The sequence below is a fragment of the Cryomorphaceae bacterium genome (genome assembly GCA_007695365.1).
Taxonomy (GTDB): Bacteria; Bacteroidota; Bacteroidia; order Flavobacteriales_D; family SKUL01; genus SKUL01.
The window spans coordinates 1-19,734 of the sequence record REDV01000125.1 but is presented as its reverse complement, the minus strand read 5'-3'; the positions used below and the strand labels follow the sequence as shown (position 1 = coordinate 19,734).

The following is a 19,734-nucleotide window of genomic DNA, read 5'->3' as shown; positions in this document are numbered from 1 at the left end:
AGCGCTGCCGCATAACAGCGCGCAGATGACTCGGGGCAATTTCACCACCTGGGCAATTTTCAATACAAAAGAACGATTTCAATCGAAGTTTACCCTGTGTCGACTCCCGCAAAAACAGAAATCTCTGATTTCATCTTTTTGCGAGGACCCCGAGCTTCAAGCGCTGCCGCATAACAGCGCGCAGATGACTCGGGGCAATTTCACCACCTGGGCATAATTTCAATACAAAAGAACGCTGTTCTTAAAATCGGGCTGCAAAGATAAAACTTGCCACGAACAAATAAAGCTTCGCACAAAAAAGACCACAAAAAAACAGCACCCGGTCAGGATGCTGTTTTTTGGCTATGCTTATTGCCAGATTGTTATCGCACAATAAGTTCCTTGGTTATACTGCCTTTTTCGCCAATAAGTTGCACGAGGTATTGTCCAGCTACCAAGCCGTTAACAGACTCAAGCATTCTTTGTTCACCGGCGGGGAGCACTCCCAGGTTACGATTGGCAACCACTTTACCGGTCATATCCACAATGCGGAGTGTGAGTCGGTCTGAGTCGGTGAGGTTAAACTCCAACTGTATTTCGGAGCCGGAAACCGGATTGGGGAAGAGCGTGGTTTTCCCGAAATTGGCGCTCAAATCCGCCACGCTGCTAGGCTCACCCTGCACAAGAATGTTGTCAATACAAAGCTCGTTGCCACCATTTCCGGGTCCTGTCGGAAGGGAAGGGTCGAAAGGTTGTGTCCAGTTTCTGAACGCAATGTAGATGGTTTCGTTAGAGAATCCCAGGTCAGTGAGATTAAGCGAGCGCGACTGAGGCGTGGGTTCTTCACCCTGTTGCCCGGTATCAAAAACAGGAGCAGTCATCCCAAAAGCCTCCAATGTAGGCTCATTGGCAATAAATACCTGGTAACGATCGCGGAAGTTACCGCTTGAGGTAATGGCCATAGCATCCCAACTGAGGGTTGCAGTTTCTCCGATTTCGATGGCAGGTGTCACCAGCCAGTCATCAGATGGGCCGGCATCATTCACATACCAGGAAACAGAAAATGCGGAATAGCCATGATCCCATCCCTGAGAGCTGATAAACCGAACCGTCCAGGCGCTGTCGGCCATGGTTGCAAGACCCGGGTCGTCAGGGGTCAGTCCGTCAAGGTTGTAAAGGGTGTAGCCATCGAGAGATACACTCTCAAAATCATCAAAAAAGTAAACCTGCGCGCTTAGCTGAAAGCTCGCCATAAGGAATGCAAAAATGTACACGTTTTTCATGTTCAAAAGATTAAGGGTTAGCAAAGAAAATGGGGTAAGGAGCCGAAGATTTCCGGCATAAAAACGAAACGCAGAGGATCAACTAGCAGTCGAAGATGGGCTGTAGGCCTCTGAGCTGAAGTGGTTTGCAGTGTTCGAATCGTTCGTAATACATAGCCGAAAGATAGCTAATTTTCCATTTTTCCAAATGAGCGCTGCCGAATTTCAAGATTTTTCTCGAATATTGCAGAGACTATCTGTCGCCAACCTCTATGAAAGTACTTCAAAAACGAAAAAGCATCTGTCTCGGGTTCTTCAACAACGCGGCCAAGCGCGGGTTGCAGCCCATTTTTGATTGCTAGTTCTCCGGACTTATTTTTCCGCAGAGACAAGTACTTTTATTCAACCAAACTTCTTAACATGATTCGTTTTTTAATGGGCGTTTGTGCGGTGCTCTGTGCACACGCGGTTTATGCGCAGTCCTTTAACATTCGGGGTAAAGTTACCGGAACCTCGGATGGTGAACCACTGATAGGCGCTACCGTCATCCTTAAAGGAACAACCACCGGAACCATTACTGACCTCGACGGCCAATTTCAATTTTCTATCCCGGAGTCGGCAGTTCAGGACTCCTTATTGGTTTCGTTTGTTGGATTTAAATCGGCCGTAGTACCTATAGGAGGGCGCAATGAAATCAATATTTCGCTGAGCGATGATGCCGAATTGCTGGGGGAAGTGGTGGTTACTGCCATTGGAATTGCCCGCGAAAAACGCAGCCTGGGCTATGCGGTAAACGAGATTAAAAGCGAGGAGATTTCAGACTCGCGCGAAACCGATGTGATACGCGCCATGAACGCCAAAGTACCGGGAGTTCAGATTACGGGAACCAGCGGGTCGCCCGGGGCATCATCCAACATCGTAATCCGCGGAAATACATCGGGGACTGCAAGCAACTCACCGCTGTTCATCATTGATGGAATTCCCATTGACAACAGCTACCGGGGCTCCAATTTTACCGATCAGGCCAACCGGGTGATGGACCTGAACCCCGAAGACATCGAGAGCATCTCAGTACTGAAAGGTGGTGCCGCTGCTGCTCTTTACGGCGTAAAGGCCGGAAACGGAGTGGTGGTCATCAACACCAAGAAAGGTAAATCGGGAATCAGCGAGGTGACCTTCAGCAGCACTACGCTCATAGACCGCGTAAACAAACTGCCGCCCATTCAAAGGCGATTTGCCCAGGGAAGCGGAGGTAATTTTGTGCCAACCTCACAGTTCTCGTGGGGACCTCGGTTGGACACGATGCGCTACAACGGTATTCCTAACAGCTCCAGCCAATTTGGTCATTTGGTTGGGCAGAGCAGTCCGCTTGCCACCGACCGCGAAGCACAGGCCTACGACAATGCCAACCGGGTTTTTCAAACAGGAGTAACCCTTAACAACAACCTTTCTTTCAGGGGAGGAAATGACGTGAGTGGCTACTTTTTGTCTTTGGGCGACGTGCGCCAAACCGGTATCATTCCCAACAGCGAGTTTAACCGAACCAGCGTGCGCGTGAGTGGATTCACCAAAGTAGGAAAGCACTTTAAGGCAGAAGGAGCTGCCAACTATATCGCTGTTGATGCCGAGCGCACCCAGCGTGGTAGCAACCTTTCGGGTGTAACACTGGGGCTTTTCAGGGCGCCCCCCTCTTATGACCTTACCAACGGAAGCGATGACCCGGTAAATGACCCCACCGCCTTTGAACTTACCGATGGAAGCCAGCGCACCTATTTCTCCAACTACGACAACCCCTTTTGGTCGGTAAACAGAAACCGCAACCGCGAACAAACCAACCGAATGATGGGTCACGTTGAATTCAGCTATCAGCCCAAAGATTGGATTTCGGTAACCAATCGTACCGGATTAGACCATTACAACACCACCTCCAAAGCCTGGTGGGACAGCCGTTCTGGTGAGTTTCGCGCTGGCGGCGGATTGGTCATCAACAACAACTTCACCAATACCGTATTCAACAACGACCTGCTTGTAACCCTCGATCATAGTTTCAGTGAAAACTTCCGCGTTACTTTTATCGCGGGCCATAACTACCGCAGCGAATACAACAATTCGCTGTACGCTGAAGGTGAAGGTTTCATCATCCCCGGTTTTTACGACCTCTCCAACACACCGCTGCAAAACCAGTTTGTGGATGACTTTATTCAACGCGAGCGGGCCGTGGGGCTCTACGGCGATTTAAACCTCAGTTTCTGGAACTGGCTTTATGTACATTTTACCGGCCGTAACGATTGGCTGAGTAACCTGCCCGAAAACCGTAATTCCTTCTTCTATCCGAGTACCGCCGTTGGTCTGGTGTTTACGGATATGCTGGATATCCAGAGTTCAGTATTGCCTTATGGTAAGCTTCGCGCTTCGTACTCCAATGTCGGAAACGGAGCTCCCATTATCTACGGAACCAATCCCAACATGACTTTTGTAGGAACCAACGATGGTCAGGGATTGCTTTCATTCTACCCCGATGCCCTGATCGGCAATGTGGGACTGATTCCCCAAAACACAACCACCTGGGAAATTGGAACCGACCTGCGCCTTTTCCAGAATCGTATTGGTGTTGACCTCACTTACTTCAACGCCATCACAACCGACCAGATTGAACTAATGTCGCTGCCGCCGTCTTCCGGATTCAGCAGTCAATTGCAAAACATCGGAAAAGTGGTGAACCAGGGTATTGAACTGCTTCTCACTTTGCAGGTTCTCGAATCCAACTCGCCCAAAAAACTCGGTTGGGAATCAACCATCAACTTTACCCGCCTGCGAAACATGGTTGAAGAATTGACCGAAACCATTGATTTTGTAACGCTCACAACCTCAGGGTTGGAGTCCACATCATCCATCATGGCTGCAGGTAATCCCTTTGGAGCTTTTTATGGCTCTGCCTGGGCACGCGATGAAAACGGAAACATTCTGGTGGATGACAACGGCTACCCGATTGTTGATGGCCAGCGCCAGATTATTGGTGACCCCAACCCGAAGTTTACCGCTGGTTGGCGAAACACCTTCAGCTACCGAAACTTCGATCTTACGTTTTTGCTCGACATCCGTGTTGGGGGAGATATGTACAATGGTACGCGGGGGGTAATGAACTTCCACGGAACCCATGCCGACACCGATACACGTGAGGAGTTTATCGTGTGGGATGGAGTAGTAGCAAGCACCGGAGAAGTAAATACGCAGGAAATTAGACTCGATCAGGACTTCTACAGCCGCTACGGATTGGTAGGTGTCAGCGAATACAACGTGGAGCGCGATATCAATTGGTTCCGCATGCGCGATGTGAGTCTGGCGTATCGTTTTCCGCGGCAGTTCATGAAAAAATTGCCCGTTCGGGATATCAGCCTGGCCATTACCGCACGCAACTTGTTTTTGATTACCAACTACACCGGAATTGATCCTGAGACTTCGCTCTCCGGAGCAGCCAACTCCTTTGGCCGCGACTACTTCAACAACCCAAACACGCGCAGTTTCGGTTTTAACCTCAAAGTAACCATCTAAGCCATGAAGAAGTTTGTTCTCATACCCGTTTTGACTCTACTGGTTCTCTGGAGCTGTAAGCTCAACGAAATCAACGACAACCCAAACATTCCGGGTGCGGTTCCGCTCGAAACCCTTATGCCGCCGGTGAGTACAGCCATGGCCAACGCATACGCAGGAAGGGTGTACCGCTATTCCAATATTTTCACCAACCACATGGAAGGGGTGAGCAACCAGGAGCTACAAACCGACCGCTACAATGTGGACGAAGGTTTTGTGGGACGCATCTGGAGCGACTTGTACGGCAAAGCCATGATTAATCTTCGCGTAATCATTGAGCAAAGCACAACAGAGCAGTCGCCGCACTACCGCGGAGTGGCCAAAATATTGATGGCCCATTGCCTCGGTACCATGACCTCCATGTTTGGCGATGTGCCCTATACCGAGGCATTGAATGTGAACGAGTTTCCCAATCCGGCATACGATGCGCAGGAGGAAATTTACGCCACCATTCAGCAATTGCTGCAGGAGGGAATTGAGGATATTGACGCCGCAGAAAGTGTGCGCTCACCAGGAAGCGACGACTTACTCTACTTCGGTGATCGCGCCCAATGGAAAAAAGCTGCTTACGTGCTTCGCGCGCGCTACCACATGCATCTTACCAAGCGCAATCCCGGTGCGGCAGATGCAGCGCTTTCCTATCTGAGCATGGGTTTCACCAACTCAGGTGATGACCTCAAATACAAGCCACTTGGAATCAGTGCCGACATGAACGGAATCTACGCCTTTTTCGCTGATTCGCCCAACATGAAAATTGACCCTGATTTTGAAGAGTTGGTGAATGAGCTGAATGACCCCCGCACAGGCTCGTTGTTCTCTGTTATTCCCTTTACCGGGGGGCAGAAAAAACCAGGGCCATACTTTTCCTCGCAGGGATCGCATGTACCGTTTATCTCGTATGTAGAGCAACTATTTCTATTGGCCGAGTGTCACGTTCGGCTGGGAAACACCGGTCAGGCGCAAAGCTTTTTGCAGGATGCGATTCGCGAAAGCTGTGAGTTGATCGGGCAGGGGAGCATCAGCCAGGAGGATATCAACGCCTATGTAGATGTGCAGGGTGTGCTCACAGGAAACCTCGAAGGTGACCTCGAGCGTGTTATTACCCAAAAGTACATTGCACTTTTTACGCAATTAGAGCCGTGGACGGATTTTCGCAGAACGGGATATCCTGAACTTGTACCCAATGACCCCGGAGTATCGGGCATCAATCCCAACGGTGAAATTCCCCGTCGTCTTATTTACCCTCAGGACGAAAGATTGTTTAACAGCAGTGTACCCATGCCTATTCCAAACATGCAACAACGATTCTGGTGGGACGAATAGCCTTCTGTAACTTGTTACTGGCATGCGCCCTGATTATGGCGGCTTGCGATGCTTCGAAAGAGCCATCGCAAGAGTCTGCTGTGAAAGTTCAGGATTCAGCTCGAGGAACGCTGTTTATCATTGGCGGCGGACCCAGACCCCCTGAATTGATGTCGGCATTGGGTGAGCTCGTTGACGACGAAGCTACCGTTGCAGTCCTGACCCTTGCCAGCAGTGAGCCCGACAGTGCGTGGTGGTACATCAACCGGGATTTGCAAGAAGCAGGATTGCGCTCCACGTGGCATTTCGATGTGCGCAATGAAATTTCACTGCAAATGGTGGATTCGCTGCGGAATTCGGGGCTGCTTTTTCTGTCAGGCGGTGACCAATCTGCCTTTTTGCGTCGTGCGGATACGTTGAATATTATTCCTGCCATTCACAAGGCATATCAATCGGGAGGAGTCATTGCTGGTACCAGTGCAGGAGCGGCTTTAATGAGTGAGGTGATGATAAGCGGAGATCAGCATTTCAGCGAAGCATACGAACCCACATACAGCAGGCTTATGGCCCAAAACGCAGTGTATGAAACGGGACTCGGTTTTCTGAAAAACACCATTGTAGATCAGCATTTTGTGGAGAGAAGTCGCTACAACCGCATGCTTACGGCTTTGCACGACCACCCCCTGATGACCGTGTTGGGAATTGGCGAATCTACAGCCGCCATTGTGCGGGGCAATGAAGTACAAGTTACCGGAGCAGGGCAGGTAGTAGTGGCAAGCAATCGCGGAGCTGCACTACACAACGCTCACGGACGAATCAAATTAGAAAATGTTAACTTTAGCGTTCTCGTGAACGGAGACCGCTTTTTAATCGAAGAGAAACCATGAAACAGATTTACACAGTTTTATTGATTTGCACGGCCGTTCTTACGCAGGCTCAGAATTACACCAGCTTTTTTACCGGAAATACTGAGGATGTAAGCCCCGAAACCCTGGGCGGACTGGTCTTGATGGGTGGAGCGACCGAAAACGACCAGGCCATGCAGTGGTTTCTGGAAAAGGCCAATGGTGGCGATGTATTGGTGATTCGCGCATCCGGAAGTGATGGTTACAACAACTACCTCTACAACCAGTTGGGGGTTACGGTAAACTCTGTGGAAACCATCGTTTTGAACAACGCAGCCGCCGCCAATGACCCCTATGTGATTCAGCAGATTGAGAATGCTGAGGCACTCTGGATTGCCGGAGGTAATCAGTGGACCTACATCAACGAATGGCGCGATACCGGTGTGATGGATGCCATCAACTACCTGCTCAATGATAAGGGTGCCGTGGTGGGCGGAACCAGCGCCGGAATGGCGATTCTCGGTGGTACGTATTTCACGGCCCAGTTTGGAACAGTGCAGTCAGGAGCGGCGCTGAACAACCCTTTGGGAAGCAATGTGGCACTCGGTCACGGTGATTTTCTCCACGCGCCCTACATGGAAAATGTGGTAACCGACCAGCACTACAACAACCCCGATCGCCGTGGAAGACACTTTACCTTTATGGCCCGCATAGAACACGATTTGGGCGAGCGTGCCTTCGGCATTGCCAGCGACGAGTACACAGCCGTTTGCGTGGAGCCCGATGGTACCGCCCGTGCTTTTGGCGACTATCCGGACTACGACGATTATGTGTATTTCCTCCAGTCAAACTGCCAGCAGGGTGGACCGGAAGTAATCGAAGCCTCCTCACCGCTTACCTGGAACCGCGATAATAAAGCCGTGCAGGTGTACAAGGTTCCGGCTACCAATGCGGGTCAGAACTTTTTTGACCTCAATGATTGGGAAACCGGGGAGGGCGGAAGCTGGCAAAAATGGTGGGCGATAAACGGTGAGCTTTTCACCGATGAAGAGGCCAACGAACCCGAATGTGAGGTTACAGGAGTGCAACTCTTAGACCGGGAAGCCTGGAAGGTCTTTCCCACGATTACTTCAGCCTCTGTTCAGGTTGTGGGCGAAGACGGTAACTGGCACTGGCATTTGTACGACCTGAACGGAAGGGTTGTGAAACGCGGACAGGTATCGGGCAACAGAACCGATATTGCGATGAGCGACACACCTGCCGGAATGTATTTGCTCGAAATCGTTTTTAATGGTAATATGCGGCGGTATAAAATTGTCCGACCGTGAAAATGACCCGAATGAAATCGCCGGACGCCCTGGTGGTGGTATCGGTGGTTCTGCTCTTTTTTGTACTCCTTACATGGATTGTTCCTGCGGGTAGCTACGATCGCGAAGTGGTTGACGGCAAAACCATGGTAATGCCCGGAACCTACCACAGCACCGACGGAAATCCGCAGGGCATATACGACTTCCTCAAGGCTCCCATCCGGGGCTTTGTGAGCGCAGCCCATATCATTGGTTTTGTGTTGCTGGTGGGAGGTGCTTTTTCTATGGTAACCGCCACAGGTGCGCTGGATGCCGCTTTGCAACAAGTGCTACGGGCAGCGCGAAGAAGTCCGCGACTCAAAAAATGGGTCATTCCCATTCTCATGCTGCTCTTTGCATTTGCAGGCGGAACCTTTGGTATGGCCGAGGAGATTTTGGTTTTCATCCTCATTACGCTACCATTGGCGCGCTCGCTGGGCTATGATGCCATCGTGGGAGTGGCCATTCCGTTTGTGGGTGCATCCATGGGTTTTGCCGGTGCAGCCGTGAACCCCTTTACCGTGGGTATCGCCCAGGGTATTGCTGAACTGCCTCTTTTTAGCGGATGGGAATACCGCTGGGTAGTGTGGGCTGTGTACACATTATTAGGGATTCTCTTTGTGATGTGGTACGTGCGACGTCTCGAGAAATCGCCCGAAAATAGCTTGTTGCACGGCATATCCGGCCTGGAAACCAGTCACGAAGAACCCGAAGAAATACCCTTTAACGGACGTCGGAAAGTGATTGTGCTGCTTTTTCTGCTTTCGCTGGGGTTGCTGATGTACGGCGCCAATGCCATGGACTGGTACATTGACGAAATTGCTGCCCTGTTTATCGCACTCGGCTTGGTTTCGGCGGTGATTTCGCACCTCGGGCTTGCCGATACGGTGAAAGCTTTCACCAACGGAACCAAGGATATGCTCACCGCTGCGCTGATTATAGGAATCTCCAAGAGTATCCTGGTGGTTGCGGAAGACGGACAGATTATAGACACCATTCTCTTTGCATTGGCCGGCGTGGTGCGCGATCTGCCGCCCGCTATTTCGGTGCAGGTGATGTTTGTAACCCAGGGCTTGCTCAACATTGTGGTGCCTTCCGGATCGGGTCAGGCGGCCATTACCATGCCGGTGATGACACCGCTTGCAGACATTATTGGAGTGTCGCGGCAGTCGGCTGTGCTGGCCTTTCAGATGGGAGATGGATTGCTGAACATGGTGATTCCCACCAGTGGAGTAACCATGGGTATTTTGAGCATTGCCGGAATCCCCTACACCGTATGGCTGCGGTGGATGTGGCGGTTTATACTTTTGGTAACTGCTGTTTCCATGGTTCTGCTTGCCCTGCCGGAAACTATTTTTTCGTGGTAGCCTTCTGTTTACAAGCGATGGAAGGGCATGGCGAAATTTTTTCGAGTAAAGCTGGCAACCATTTACAAGTCCCCCGTTTTACCTGTGCAACTTAAGAGAGGAACTTAGAGTTGTGATGGTTTCAAATTTTTCCTAGCAGGTTTACAAAAAGGCGCCCATGAGGCGCCTTTTTGTTTGGGGAGGCTTAAGTACTGTTTTAAAAGGCATTCTCGTACGTCCTCCTGACAAACGAGGACGAAAGGGAGCCGATGCTTCCCGGTTAATCATTTATGAAAGAGCCCGGATGGTCAATCAAACTACTCTCTGATAAACCTTGTGGTAAATGCGTGTTCTGCTGATGATATCTTCAACAGGTACAACCCAGTGGGGAGTTGCGATACAGGTACAACTACCAGATGTTCTCCGTGGGCCTTGAAACCCGATTGAGGCGTGGCAATCAGTTTACCCGAAACATCGTAAATCTCAAAGTTGAGTTCGGTGGGGTTGTCAATGCGCATCGATACATTCAACAATTCCCTGGCCGGATTGGGAAACAGATTTACCTCAGTAAACATCCACTCAGAAGAGTTGATGCCGGTCGGGTCTCCCACCACAAATGAGGTAGATGCTGTCCCGACGGTTCCCACAAAGTCGCCGTCAACATAACCGCCGTAAAAGTTGAGCTCGTAACTGCCTGCCTCAAATACACCCAGTGCCAGGGTGTCTGTTGTTGGGCATTCTGCCGTGAGCATCCCAATCCAATAGTTGGCCATAACCGTGATGGAGCCATCGTTAGGGTCAATCTCCACAGAAAAGGAAGAAACAGAACACCCTGAATGGGGTAATACGGCTTCCACTACCAGGTACACCGAATCTCCCTCACTGGGATTGGTTGGAATGATGTAGATGGATTGAATGCCCGTGCCCTGGCCGTATGCCGCTGTGGAAAGCAAGATCGAAGCAACGAAAAGTGTAAGTATTGTTCTCATGGTGATTGGTTTTGGTGAATAATCTGTGTATGAATACTTCACCAAATTTCATACCGCGTTTAACGGTAATAGAGCTAACTTCGCCCCTCATTAAACCCACACGCCTTTCGGTGGTTTAACCCCCATTATCTATAAGAATTTGACGGCTCGTAGAATCTTCGCGGTGTTGTTTGCAGTGATGTTGCCTGTGTTGCTTTCGGCACAAACGCGGAGCATCCGCGGTGCCGTGCTTGATATGGAAACCCAAATCAGCTTACCAGGCGCCAATGTGGCCCTGCTGCAGCCGGCCGATTCATCGCTGGTGCGCGGCACCGTTACCAATGCCGAGGGTGAATTTGCCATAGAGGGGCTTAATTCCGGTGTCTACCTGCTGCGAACCAGCTTTTTGGGTTACCACCCGCAGTACCGTGATGTTGATGTGCGTACCGGCGACCGAAGCAATGTAACTGTCGTGCTGGAGCGCTCTGCCATTGCGCTGCAAGCCGTGGAGGTGGAAGAACAAATACACCAAAGTGTGCAACGCGGTGATACCACGGAGTTCAACGCAGGGGCCTTTAAGGTGAACCCCGATGCCGATACCGAAGACCTGATTCTGAAAATGCCCGGAGTCAGCATCGAGGGTGGACAGGTGCAGGCCCAGGGCGAGGAAGTAAAGCAGGTAATGGTGGATGGGAAGCCCTTTTTTGGCGAAGACGCCCGTGCCACACTCCGCAACTTACCGGCAGAGGTGGTGGATAAAATCCAGATATCGGATTACAAAAGCGATCAGTCGCGCTTTACAGGATTTGACGACGGTGAGGAAGGTAAAACCATCAACATCGTTACCAAGCCCGAATTCCGAAACGGAACCTTTGGCCGGGTGTACGGCGGTTATGGCGACGAAGGGCGATACAAAGCCGGGGGTAACGTCAACTTTTTCAACGACGCGCGCCGCATTACCCTCCTTTTTCAAACCAACAACATTAACCAGCAGAACTTTTCTCCGGATGACCTCTCCGGCGTGGCGGGTGCAGCAGGAGGAGGTCGCGGTGGTCGGGGTGGACGAGGACGTTTTGGCGGCGGAACCGGAAACTTTGCCATTAACGCCCGCGACGGCATTGCCACTACTACAGCCGGTGGATTGAATTTTTCGGACGAGTGGGGCAAGAAGCTCAAAATCAACGCTAGCTACTTCTACAACCGCACCGACCGCGTTGTGGAGAACAGCATTTTTCGGGAGTTTGTGCTGCCCGATTCCGATGGACTGAACTACGATGAGCGCGAAGAACTGAACGAAATTACCGATCAGCACCGCGTAAACATGCGCCTCGAGTACGAAATAGACTCCATGAATTCGGTAATTTTTACGCCTTCGGTTACCTACACTTCCAGCAGGGGAAACAGCTCTCTGCTCGGCGCGAACCGCGATGTGTCGGGTTTATTGAATACTGTGGATCGCGGCTTCGACACAGAATTACAGTCGCTCAATATCTCGGCGCCCATTCTCTTTCAGCACAAATTTCGCACCCCGCGCCGAACCCTTTCAGTACAGCTCACGCCGGGGTACAACCGCGACCGTGGACAAAACTTCCTGTTTTCGGAGAACCGTTTTTTTGAAGACAGTCTCTTTGTGGACAGCCTCGACCAGGAAGGGCAGCTTTTTGTTGAGGGCTACAATGTGTCGTCCAACGTGGCCTATACCGAGCCTGTAGGAGAGAAAGGCATGATTCAGGTGAGTTGGAATTCCAGCTATACCATCAGTGATTCGCGCAACGAGGTGTTCAGCCGCAATCCGCTTACGGGCGCGTACGACCTTCGCGATAGCCTGTTGAACAACGTGTTTGAGAGCACCTATCACACCCAGCGCCTCGGAACCGAATACAGGCACAATTGGGAAAAATTGCAAATCACCCTCGGGCTTTCCTACCAGTGGGCAGAGCTGTCGGCAGTGCAACAATTTCCTGTGGCCCTGGACGGCTTACAGAATTTTAACGCTGTGCTGCCCAATGCCCGGATCACCTATAAGTTTGACCGAAACAGAAACTTCAGGCTGTTTTACCGCGCAAGCAACAATCCGCCGTCTATTCAGCAATTGCAAAACGTGGTGAACAACAGCAACCCCGTGCGCCTCACCATAGGCAATCCCGATTTGAAGCAGGACTACCGCCACGGTATGTTTATGCGCTACGCGGCGTCTAATCCTGAAAAATCAACTACCTCATTTATCGGCGGAGGCTTTTCGTACACCAACAACTTTATCGGCGATGCCACTACTGTTGCACGAACGGATACGGTGCTGGCCGGTGGAGTGCCGTTACCGCGCGGGGCGCAATTGGTGCAGCCGGTAAACCTCGACGGTCAACTCGGGGTGAGGGTGTTTGGCTCGTTTGGGTTGCCGGTAAAATCGCTAAAATCCAACCTCAATATCAATGGCTCGGCGCGTTACAGTCGAACACCAGGTCTTATCAACGGAGACCTGAACTGGAGCAACACCCCCTCATTGGGACTGGGATTAACCCTCGGGAGCAACATCAGTGAAAGTGTGGATTTCACACTTTCGTCCAATACGGCCCATAACTGGGTTTTCAACACCCTGCAGCCCGAACTAAATAGCAGCTTTTGGAGCCAGCGTACACGGGGTGAGGTTATTGTGATTCTCTTTAAGAGTGTGGTTTTTACGCTCTCTGCCGACCACCAATATTTTGACGGTCTGTCGGAAGGGTTTAACCAGAATTTTGTGCTGCTCAATTCGGGTTTGGGTTACAAGTTTCTGAAAAACCGCCGGGCAGAACTGCGTTTGCAGGCGTTTGATTTGTTAGGAGCCAACGTGAGCGTGCAGCGCGAGTTCAGCGATGTGTTTATTGAGGACCGGCAGGTGAATGTGCTTCAGCGCTTTTTTATGCTGACGTTCACCTACAACATTCGCAATTTCAGTGGCCCGCTTCCGGGAAGCGAACAGCGTCAGATGTGGAGGTAGAAGCTCCCGGTGGTTTGCGCTTATATCTTCACCACTTTGCCCGTTGGTTTTACCCCCGATTCTGTTTCTATGCGATACAGGTACGTTCCGGCCGGAAGCTCTCCAAGGTTGAGGTGAATTTCAAACTGTCCTGATGATAAGGGAACCGACTTTACCGCTTGACCTTGTTGATTGAAGAGCCGCATTACTCCGGGCTCGTTTAGCGGAGCATGGAGTCGCACAGTTGTTTCGTTTGCGGTTGGATTGGGTGATGCAGTGCTGTAGCGAAACGTGGTTCCGCCGGGAATACCGGAAATTCCGCCCGGCTCTCCTGTGAAAGAGCAGCAAGGTACCGGCAGGTCACCACACAAGCCGTAAATCCGCATGGATTCCTGTCCACCTTCCATAATTCTCACAAACATCTTGGTTCCATCAGGCGTAGATTGAATGTTATAAGGTAGCACGTTTGCAATACTGTTTACCGGGAAATCGAAAAGACCATAAGGGATGGACTCCAGCAGCGTGCCGTCTTCCCGGTAAATCTCTATCAGTGTATTGCCCCAGGTTCCGGATCTTACGAGGTACTCGATGTTATCCGGGTCACAGTCGAAGAGCTCCCGTGATATGTATTCTATGTACTGATAGTTTTGTGGAGCGATGGGAATCGTTTGAAAAAGATTGTAGTCCAGATCAAATAAATAAATATTGCCACCTCCCCTTGTGGTGTAAACAACCTCATCAGGTGTTAAATGAATGGTCTGGATGTTACCGTTGTAAAGAGGGTCAGACATGAAGAATTCGTGTTCGAGGACAATTTGCCCATGCACTGAAACCGCTATCAGCAGTGTCAGCAAAGTAAGCCGGCTTTTCATGGTGGATGTTTTTGGTTAGGTGAATGTACACAATTCTATCGAACAACATGAAAATGAGTAGTCATAATTGCCGAAGAGCTGTCAAAACAGCGCTGTTTTCGAAACGCCTGTGGTTTGTGCCATTTGCAAAACCGTGACGCACGGGAATGGATTATTCCACGCGGTTTTTAAACACCTTTCCGTCTTTTACAATCAGCACAAAGCGCTCTTCGTACTCCACGATGTGCTGTATATCCTGCAGCGGATTGCCATCAATCAGGATAAAATCTGCCAGGGCGCCCTCTTCAATCACCCCAAGTTTGCCGTAGTATGGGCTTCGCTCGCCGGAGAGGGCCAGAAGCTGTGCGTTGTCGTGGGTAACCATTTTCAGAATTTCATAAGGCGTGTACCAGCGCTCCAGTTTGGCCAGGATTTTATTTTGTTTTCGCGCCGTGTGGATATCAAAAAGGGCATCGGTACCCCACGCGGTTTTGATCTTGTACTTTTTGGCGAGCTGATAGGCTTGATCTGTTCCGGTTGAAACTGCTTTTTGCTTCATTCTGCTGAAAGCATCTTTTTTGGGGTTGGCGTCTTCATCGTCCAGAAAGACCTGTAAACTCCACCAAACGCCTTTTTGGGCCATGAGTTTGGCCACGTCTTCGTCCACCAGCTGACCGTGGTCAATGCATTTTACACCGGCTTCTATGGCCATGCGCATAGACTCGGGTGTGTAGGCGTGTACCGTTACGTAGGTGCCCCAGTTTTCTGCTGCTTGCACCGCGGCACGTATCTCCTGCGGGGTGTATTGAACAGCGTCCAGGGGGTCGTACAGCGAGGATACTCCTCCCCCGGCCATCAGTTTAATCTGCGAGGCTCCCATTAACAGCTGTTCGCGGGTTCTTTTCAGCACGGCATCGGCTCCATCCGCTATCACGCCCACGGTAAGGCGTTCGCTAATGGTAAGGCCGCGGCTTTCGTCGTGCGGAATTTCGTAGGGCATTCTGAAATCCCCGTGTCCGGCGGTTTGCGAAATCATGGCCCCCGATGGCCAGATTCGCGGCCCCTGAACCACGCCGGCGTCAATGGCTTTTTTCAGTCCAAAAGAAGGACCTCCCAGATCGCGCACCGAGGTAAACCCCCGCATCAACACTTCTCCGGCATTTTTTCCGGCGTAGAGCGCCACCAATGATAAATCGCCCATCATCACCAATTGTTGCGGAATGCCCGCCAACATCGTGTGGTAGTGCGCGTCAATCATGCCGGGCATCAGAAACCGTCCGTTGGCATCTATTATGGTGCACCCCTCAGGCGGAGTGATCTCAGCGCTTGAGACTTTCTGAATCTCGTTGCCTTCAACCAGCACATGACCACGTGTAGTAGTGGCGTCTTTTCCATTGAAAATTTCAGCATTGCGAATCAGCAGGGCGCTCTGCCCAAATGCCATTACGGCCATCAACTTAAAAGCAGCGAAATAGAAAAACTTCAACATAGTAGTCTGATTTTGACGGGCAAGATAAGCACTTTATGCAGGCCTCGGCTTTGGTTACCTTTGTAAGATGGAAGCTGCCTCTCAACAATCCTTTCCGGTAACCGGAATGACCTGCGCCTCTTGCGCCGTGAGCTTAGAATCATGGCTCAAAAACAAGCCGGGCGTACGAGAGGTTTCGGTGAATTACCCCAATGAATCGGTTTCGATCACTTTTATTCCCGACGAAATTTCGCCTGAGGACATCCACAAAGCTGCTACCGAGATTGGCTACGGCCTGGTGTTGGGCAGCGAGGAAAGTCGGGAGCAGCACCGCGAAGAGGCCGGAGAGAAGAGGTTGGCACAACTCAAACTGAAATTGTGGATAGCTGTGGTTTGTACCCTTCCGGTTTTTGTGCTGGCGATGTTTCTGATGCACGTATTTCACTGGGAAAACATTGCGATGCTGCTGCTGAGTACCCCGGTGATGTTCTACAGCGGGTCGGAGTTCTTTGTGAACGCGTGGAAACAAGCCCGGCACGGTAAAACCAACATGGACACCCTAGTGGCCCTCAGCACAGGGGTGGCCTATCTTTACAGCACGCTCAATACCATTGCGCCATCGGTAGTGGCCTCGCGCGGGGTAGAGCCACATGTGTATTTTGAATCGGCGGTGGTCATTATCACCTTGATTTTGCTGGGGCGCTACCTCGAAGAGCGGGCCAAACGCAGGGCCTCAGGAGCCATTAGGGCATTGATGGGTATGCAGCCCAAAGAGGTGCGTGTGGTGCGCAATGCCGAGGAGATAGTGATTCTGATTGCAGAGGTAATCGTAGGTGATTTGATTCTGGTTCGGCCGGGAGAAAAAATTCCGGTGGACGGCAAGGTGAAATCGGGTGAGAGTTATGTGGATGAAAGCATGATTTCGGGTGAGCCGCTGCCTGTTCAAAAGTCCAAGGGCGATAAGCTCTTTGCGGGAACCATTAATCAGAAAGGGAGCCTTAAACTTTTGGCACAAAAGATTGGCAGCGACACGGTGCTTGCGCAAGTCATTCAGGCAGTGCAGCGGGCACAGTCCAGCAAGCCACCCATTCAGAAGCTGGTAGATCGGATTTCGGCTGTTTTTGTGCCGGCGGTCATCTTGCTGGCCATCATCGCTTCGGCCATTTGGTTTTTTACAACACCCGAAGAGCCTTTTACGCGGGCGGTGGTTATCCTGATTACCGTACTCATCATTGCATGCCCCTGTGCCCTCGGACTGGCAACGCCCACGGCCTTGATGGTGGGAATTGGCAGGGGAGCGGAGCTGGGAATACTGATTAAGGATGCCACGGTGCTGGAACTGGCCTATAAAATGGACACGGTGGTGCTGGATAAAACGGGTACGCTCACCGAGGGTCGGCCGCAGGTTACGGCTTTTCATTTTGCCGAAGGAATGTCGGAACAGGAGTTGAAGACTGCGGTTTTGTCGCTCGAAAAACTATCTGAACATCCCATTGCCTCGGCCATTGAAGTGCACCTGAAATCGGAGGGGTTGGAAGCCGAAAGCATCGACAATTTCGAAAGCATCACCGGGCAGGGAGTTCAGGGAATGATAAACGGAAGCACATACCGCATTGGGAAGTGGGCCTGGCTTGAATCAACAGGAGTTGTGGGTGAAGAATCGCTTTTGCAAAAGGCGGCGTCGCATCAACAAAAGGCCCGGACCGTGGTTTTCGTTTCGCGCGATGCGGAACTTGCCGGTTGGATCGCTGTGGCTGACAAGCTGAGAGATACCTCGCGCAAGGCCGTTGAAAACCTCCAAAAGTTGGGATTGGAAGTACAGTTGTTGACGGGCGATAACCACGAAACAGCAGCAGCCATTGCCAGTGAGGTGGGCATTGAAAAGTTTACCGCCGGTGTATTGCCTTCAGAGAAAGGTGCAGTAGTGCAGCAGCTGAAAAACCAAAACAAGGTGGTGGCGATGGTGGGTGACGGTATTAATGACGCTGAGGCACTGGCGCTTGCCGATGTAGGAATAGCCATGGGTAGCGGTACCGACGTGGCCATGGAAAGCGCTGGCCTTACCTTAATGCACAGTGACCCTTTGCAAATCCATAAGGCCATTTCACTGTCTCAGGCCACCATGCGTACACTGCGTCAAAATCTGTTCTGGGCATTTATCTACAATCTTGTCGCGCTACCCGTAGCCGCGGGGTTGTTGTATCCTTTTTTCGGAATTTTGCTCAGCCCGATGATTGCAGGCGGAGCCATGGCATTCAGCTCTGTTTCGGTGGTGCTCAACAGTCTGCGTCTCAGAAACAAGAAATTTTAGAAATCAAACCCATGCATACATTTAAATTCAAAACCAATATCAACTGCGGAAGTTGCATTCGTAGCGTAACACCCTTTCTCAACGAGCTCGACGAAGTAGATAGCTGGCGCGTTGACACCGACAACCCGGAGAAAATCCTCTCGGTTGAAATGGACGAAGAAAATCCGTCATTGGTGCAAAAAGCGGTGAGTGACGCGGGCTTTACAGCAGAGTTAATAAACGCATAAAAGTATAAACCCGTTGCAAAGGTCTGCAACGGGTTTATACTATGGAACGTTGAATTTGCTACTTAACAACGATCTTCTGCGTCAAAACTTCGTCCTGGGTGTACACACTCATCAGGTACACGCCGAAGGGTAGTGTTTTTTCGAAATTGATCACCCCTTCGAACTGACCCTCATTCATGTTGATGCTATAGCTGGAAATCAATTGCCCAGCCATGTTGTGAATCTGCACCATGCTGAATACAGTGGGCTCGGCTGAGCTTTTCTGCTGCAGGTCCAGGAATACGTATTCACCATTGTTTGGGTTTGGGTAAACAGCGAGGTGCGAGGGAGTGTCTTCTGCCAAATGATCTGTCACGTCATTTTCAGGTTGGGTAGGAAGCACCGTTTCATCCTCATCTTCATCAATGATACCTTCTTCCAGTTCAGCGCTGTAAGGGCAGTCAATGCCAATGTCGAAGTGGTCTACAAACACGCATCCGTTTTGATCGGCCACCAATACACCGTAGTTGCCCACTCCCAGGTCAAACAATCCAAATTGGTTCATGTTTCCTGTTACCGACCAGTTTACGGCATAGTTTCCGGTACCTCCGGTCACCATGACAATGGCAGATCCGATTTCAATTCCGTGACAACCGGCATCGGTAATTACAAGGTCAACCTCCAGGGCGTCCGGTTCAATGAGTTCTACGGTTTGACTGATGGAACATCCATTAGCATCTGTTACCGTAAGGGTGTATTCGCCTGCCGGAATATCTACATGGGTAGGTCCCTGAAGATTTACAGGCCCGCTCCAGGTATAGGTGAGGTTTCCGCTTCCGCCCGCGGCTACTACGGATACTTTTCCATCTTCCGAACCTGCGCATGATGGATTGACGGTCTGCATATCGTTGATCGTAATTTCATTAGGTTGACCGAGCATGACAGCCAGGGTGGCGCTACAGCCAATTTCATTATCAGTAGCGGTTACGGTATAGGTGCCGGCAGATAATCCGCTTATAGCAGCCCCGTTTGCGCCATGGTTCCAGTTGTAGCTTATAGCTGCATTAGATCCTGCGGATACGGTTATTTCACCATTGCTTTCACCATGGCACGATGGCTCAACCGAGTTGGTCACCTCAATGTCAAAACCATCACATAAGTCTTCATCACAAGGAGTTTGTCCTGTGTCACCGCCCACACAGTTACCGCAGTTGTCGGTAGTGGCGCTTCCGCCCCATACGCCGTTACAGTCCTGGGTGCAAGGCGCGAGTCCTGTATTGCCCCCCACGCAGGTGCCGCAGTT

14 protein-coding genes are annotated in these 19,734 nt (G+C 51.0%); 9 read left to right on the top strand and 5 right to left on the bottom strand.

What is annotated here, in order from left to right:
• The first annotated feature begins 25 nt into the window (after positions 1-25).
• Positions 26-217 (top strand): hypothetical protein, encoded by a 192-nt coding sequence (locus EA392_13030; GenBank protein TVR37340.1) that lies wholly within the window; start codon positions 26-28, stop codon positions 215-217.
• 145 nt (positions 218-362) lie between these two features.
• Here EA392_13030 and EA392_13025 read toward each other — a convergent pair whose 3' ends face one another.
• Entirely contained in the window at positions 363-1,262 is a 900-nt protein-coding gene (locus EA392_13025; GenBank protein ID TVR37339.1) for a T9SS C-terminal target domain-containing protein, read from the bottom strand.
• 399 nt (positions 1,263-1,661) lie between these two features.
• Here EA392_13025 and EA392_13020 point away from each other — a divergent pair, with 399 nt between their 5' ends.
• Genes EA392_13020 through yfcC form a run of 5 tightly spaced genes read left to right on the top strand, consistent with a single transcriptional unit; the run spans position 1,662 to position 9,692 of the window.
• A complete protein-coding gene (locus EA392_13020; protein TVR37338.1) occupies positions 1,662-4,793 on the top strand; it encodes a SusC/RagA family TonB-linked outer membrane protein in 3,132 nt (1,043 codons plus the stop codon).
• Positions 4,794-4,796: 3 nt separating this feature from the next.
• The gene (locus tag EA392_13015; GenBank protein TVR37337.1) at positions 4,797-6,155 is read left to right on the top strand and encodes a RagB/SusD family nutrient uptake outer membrane protein; all 1,359 of its coding nucleotides are present in this window, start codon (positions 4,797-4,799) and stop codon (positions 6,153-6,155) included.
• Between the two features lie 35 nt (positions 6,156-6,190).
• Complete coding sequence (locus EA392_13010) at positions 6,191-7,021, top strand: hypothetical protein (GenBank protein ID TVR37336.1); 831 nt, start codon at positions 6,191-6,193, stop codon at positions 7,019-7,021.
• Positions 7,018-8,307 carry a T9SS C-terminal target domain-containing protein gene (locus EA392_13005; GenBank protein ID TVR37335.1) on the top strand — a complete coding sequence of 430 codons (1,290 nt, stop codon included), beginning with the start codon at positions 7,018-7,020 and terminating at the stop codon, positions 8,305-8,307. The genes EA392_13010 and EA392_13005 overlap by 4 nt, the downstream gene beginning before the upstream one ends.
• Before the next feature lie 2 nt (positions 8,308-8,309).
• Entirely contained in the window at positions 8,310-9,692 is a 1,383-nt protein-coding gene (gene yfcC, locus EA392_13000; GenBank protein ID TVR37334.1) for a putative basic amino acid antiporter YfcC, read from the top strand.
• Between the two features lie 296 nt (positions 9,693-9,988).
• On the opposite strand, the gene EA392_12995 is transcribed toward yfcC, so the two are convergent.
• Positions 9,989-10,660, bottom strand: coding sequence for a T9SS C-terminal target domain-containing protein (locus tag EA392_12995; GenBank protein TVR37333.1), 672 nt, complete (start codon positions 10,658-10,660; stop codon positions 9,989-9,991).
• Positions 10,661-10,838: 178 nt separating this feature from the next.
• On the opposite strand from EA392_12995, the gene EA392_12990 reads away from it, so the two are divergent.
• Positions 10,839-13,616, top strand: coding sequence for a TonB-dependent receptor (locus EA392_12990; protein TVR37332.1), 2,778 nt, complete (start codon positions 10,839-10,841; stop codon positions 13,614-13,616).
• Between the two features lie 20 nt (positions 13,617-13,636).
• Here EA392_12990 and EA392_12985 read toward each other — a convergent pair whose 3' ends face one another.
• Positions 13,637-14,467 (bottom strand): T9SS C-terminal target domain-containing protein, encoded by an 831-nt coding sequence (locus tag EA392_12985; protein ID TVR37331.1) that lies wholly within the window; start codon positions 14,465-14,467, stop codon positions 13,637-13,639.
• A 151-nt stretch (positions 14,468-14,618) separates the two neighbouring features.
• A complete protein-coding gene (locus EA392_12980; protein TVR37330.1) occupies positions 14,619-15,935 on the bottom strand; it encodes an amidohydrolase family protein in 1,317 nt (438 codons plus the stop codon).
• 67 nt (positions 15,936-16,002) lie between these two features.
• Here EA392_12980 and EA392_12975 point away from each other — a divergent pair, with 67 nt between their 5' ends.
• Together EA392_12975 and EA392_12970 are read left to right on the top strand one after the other, a co-directional pair.
• Entirely contained in the window at positions 16,003-18,225 is a 2,223-nt protein-coding gene (locus EA392_12975; GenBank protein TVR37329.1) for a copper-translocating P-type ATPase, read from the top strand.
• A gap of 11 nt (positions 18,226-18,236) precedes the next feature.
• A complete protein-coding gene (locus EA392_12970) occupies positions 18,237-18,452 on the top strand; it encodes a copper chaperone (protein ID TVR37328.1) in 216 nt (71 codons plus the stop codon).
• 58 nt (positions 18,453-18,510) lie between these two features.
• Here the strand turns inward: EA392_12970 and EA392_12965 are convergent.
• Positions 18,511-19,734 (bottom strand): T9SS C-terminal target domain-containing protein (locus tag EA392_12965; GenBank protein ID TVR37327.1); only part of this gene is annotated, 1,224 nt, incomplete at its 5' end.

Excerpts from the sequence above, each read along its gene's own strand:
- EA392_13030 (TVR37340.1), top strand. The coding sequence starts at position 26 with ATGACTCGGGGCAATTTCACCACCTGGGCAATTTTCAATACAAAAGAA.
- EA392_13025 (TVR37339.1), bottom strand. The coding sequence starts at position 1,262 with ATGAAAAACGTGTACATTTTTGCATTCCTTATGGCGAGCTTTCAGCTA.
- EA392_13020 (TVR37338.1), top strand. The coding sequence starts at position 1,662 with ATGATTCGTTTTTTAATGGGCGTTTGTGCGGTGCTCTGTGCACACGCG.
- EA392_13015 (TVR37337.1), top strand. The coding sequence starts at position 4,797 with ATGAAGAAGTTTGTTCTCATACCCGTTTTGACTCTACTGGTTCTCTGG.
- EA392_13010 (TVR37336.1), top strand. The coding sequence starts at position 6,191 with ATGGCGGCTTGCGATGCTTCGAAAGAGCCATCGCAAGAGTCTGCTGTG.
- EA392_13005 (TVR37335.1), top strand. The coding sequence starts at position 7,018 with ATGAAACAGATTTACACAGTTTTATTGATTTGCACGGCCGTTCTTACG.
- yfcC (TVR37334.1), top strand. The coding sequence starts at position 8,310 with ATGACCCGAATGAAATCGCCGGACGCCCTGGTGGTGGTATCGGTGGTT.
- EA392_12995 (TVR37333.1), bottom strand. The coding sequence starts at position 10,660 with ATGAGAACAATACTTACACTTTTCGTTGCTTCGATCTTGCTTTCCACA.
- EA392_12990 (TVR37332.1), top strand. The coding sequence starts at position 10,839 with ATGTTGCCTGTGTTGCTTTCGGCACAAACGCGGAGCATCCGCGGTGCC.
- EA392_12985 (TVR37331.1), bottom strand. The coding sequence starts at position 14,467 with ATGAAAAGCCGGCTTACTTTGCTGACACTGCTGATAGCGGTTTCAGTG.
- EA392_12980 (TVR37330.1), bottom strand. The coding sequence starts at position 15,935 with ATGTTGAAGTTTTTCTATTTCGCTGCTTTTAAGTTGATGGCCGTAATG.
- EA392_12975 (TVR37329.1), top strand. The coding sequence starts at position 16,003 with ATGGAAGCTGCCTCTCAACAATCCTTTCCGGTAACCGGAATGACCTGC.
- EA392_12970 (TVR37328.1), top strand. The coding sequence starts at position 18,237 with ATGCATACATTTAAATTCAAAACCAATATCAACTGCGGAAGTTGCATT.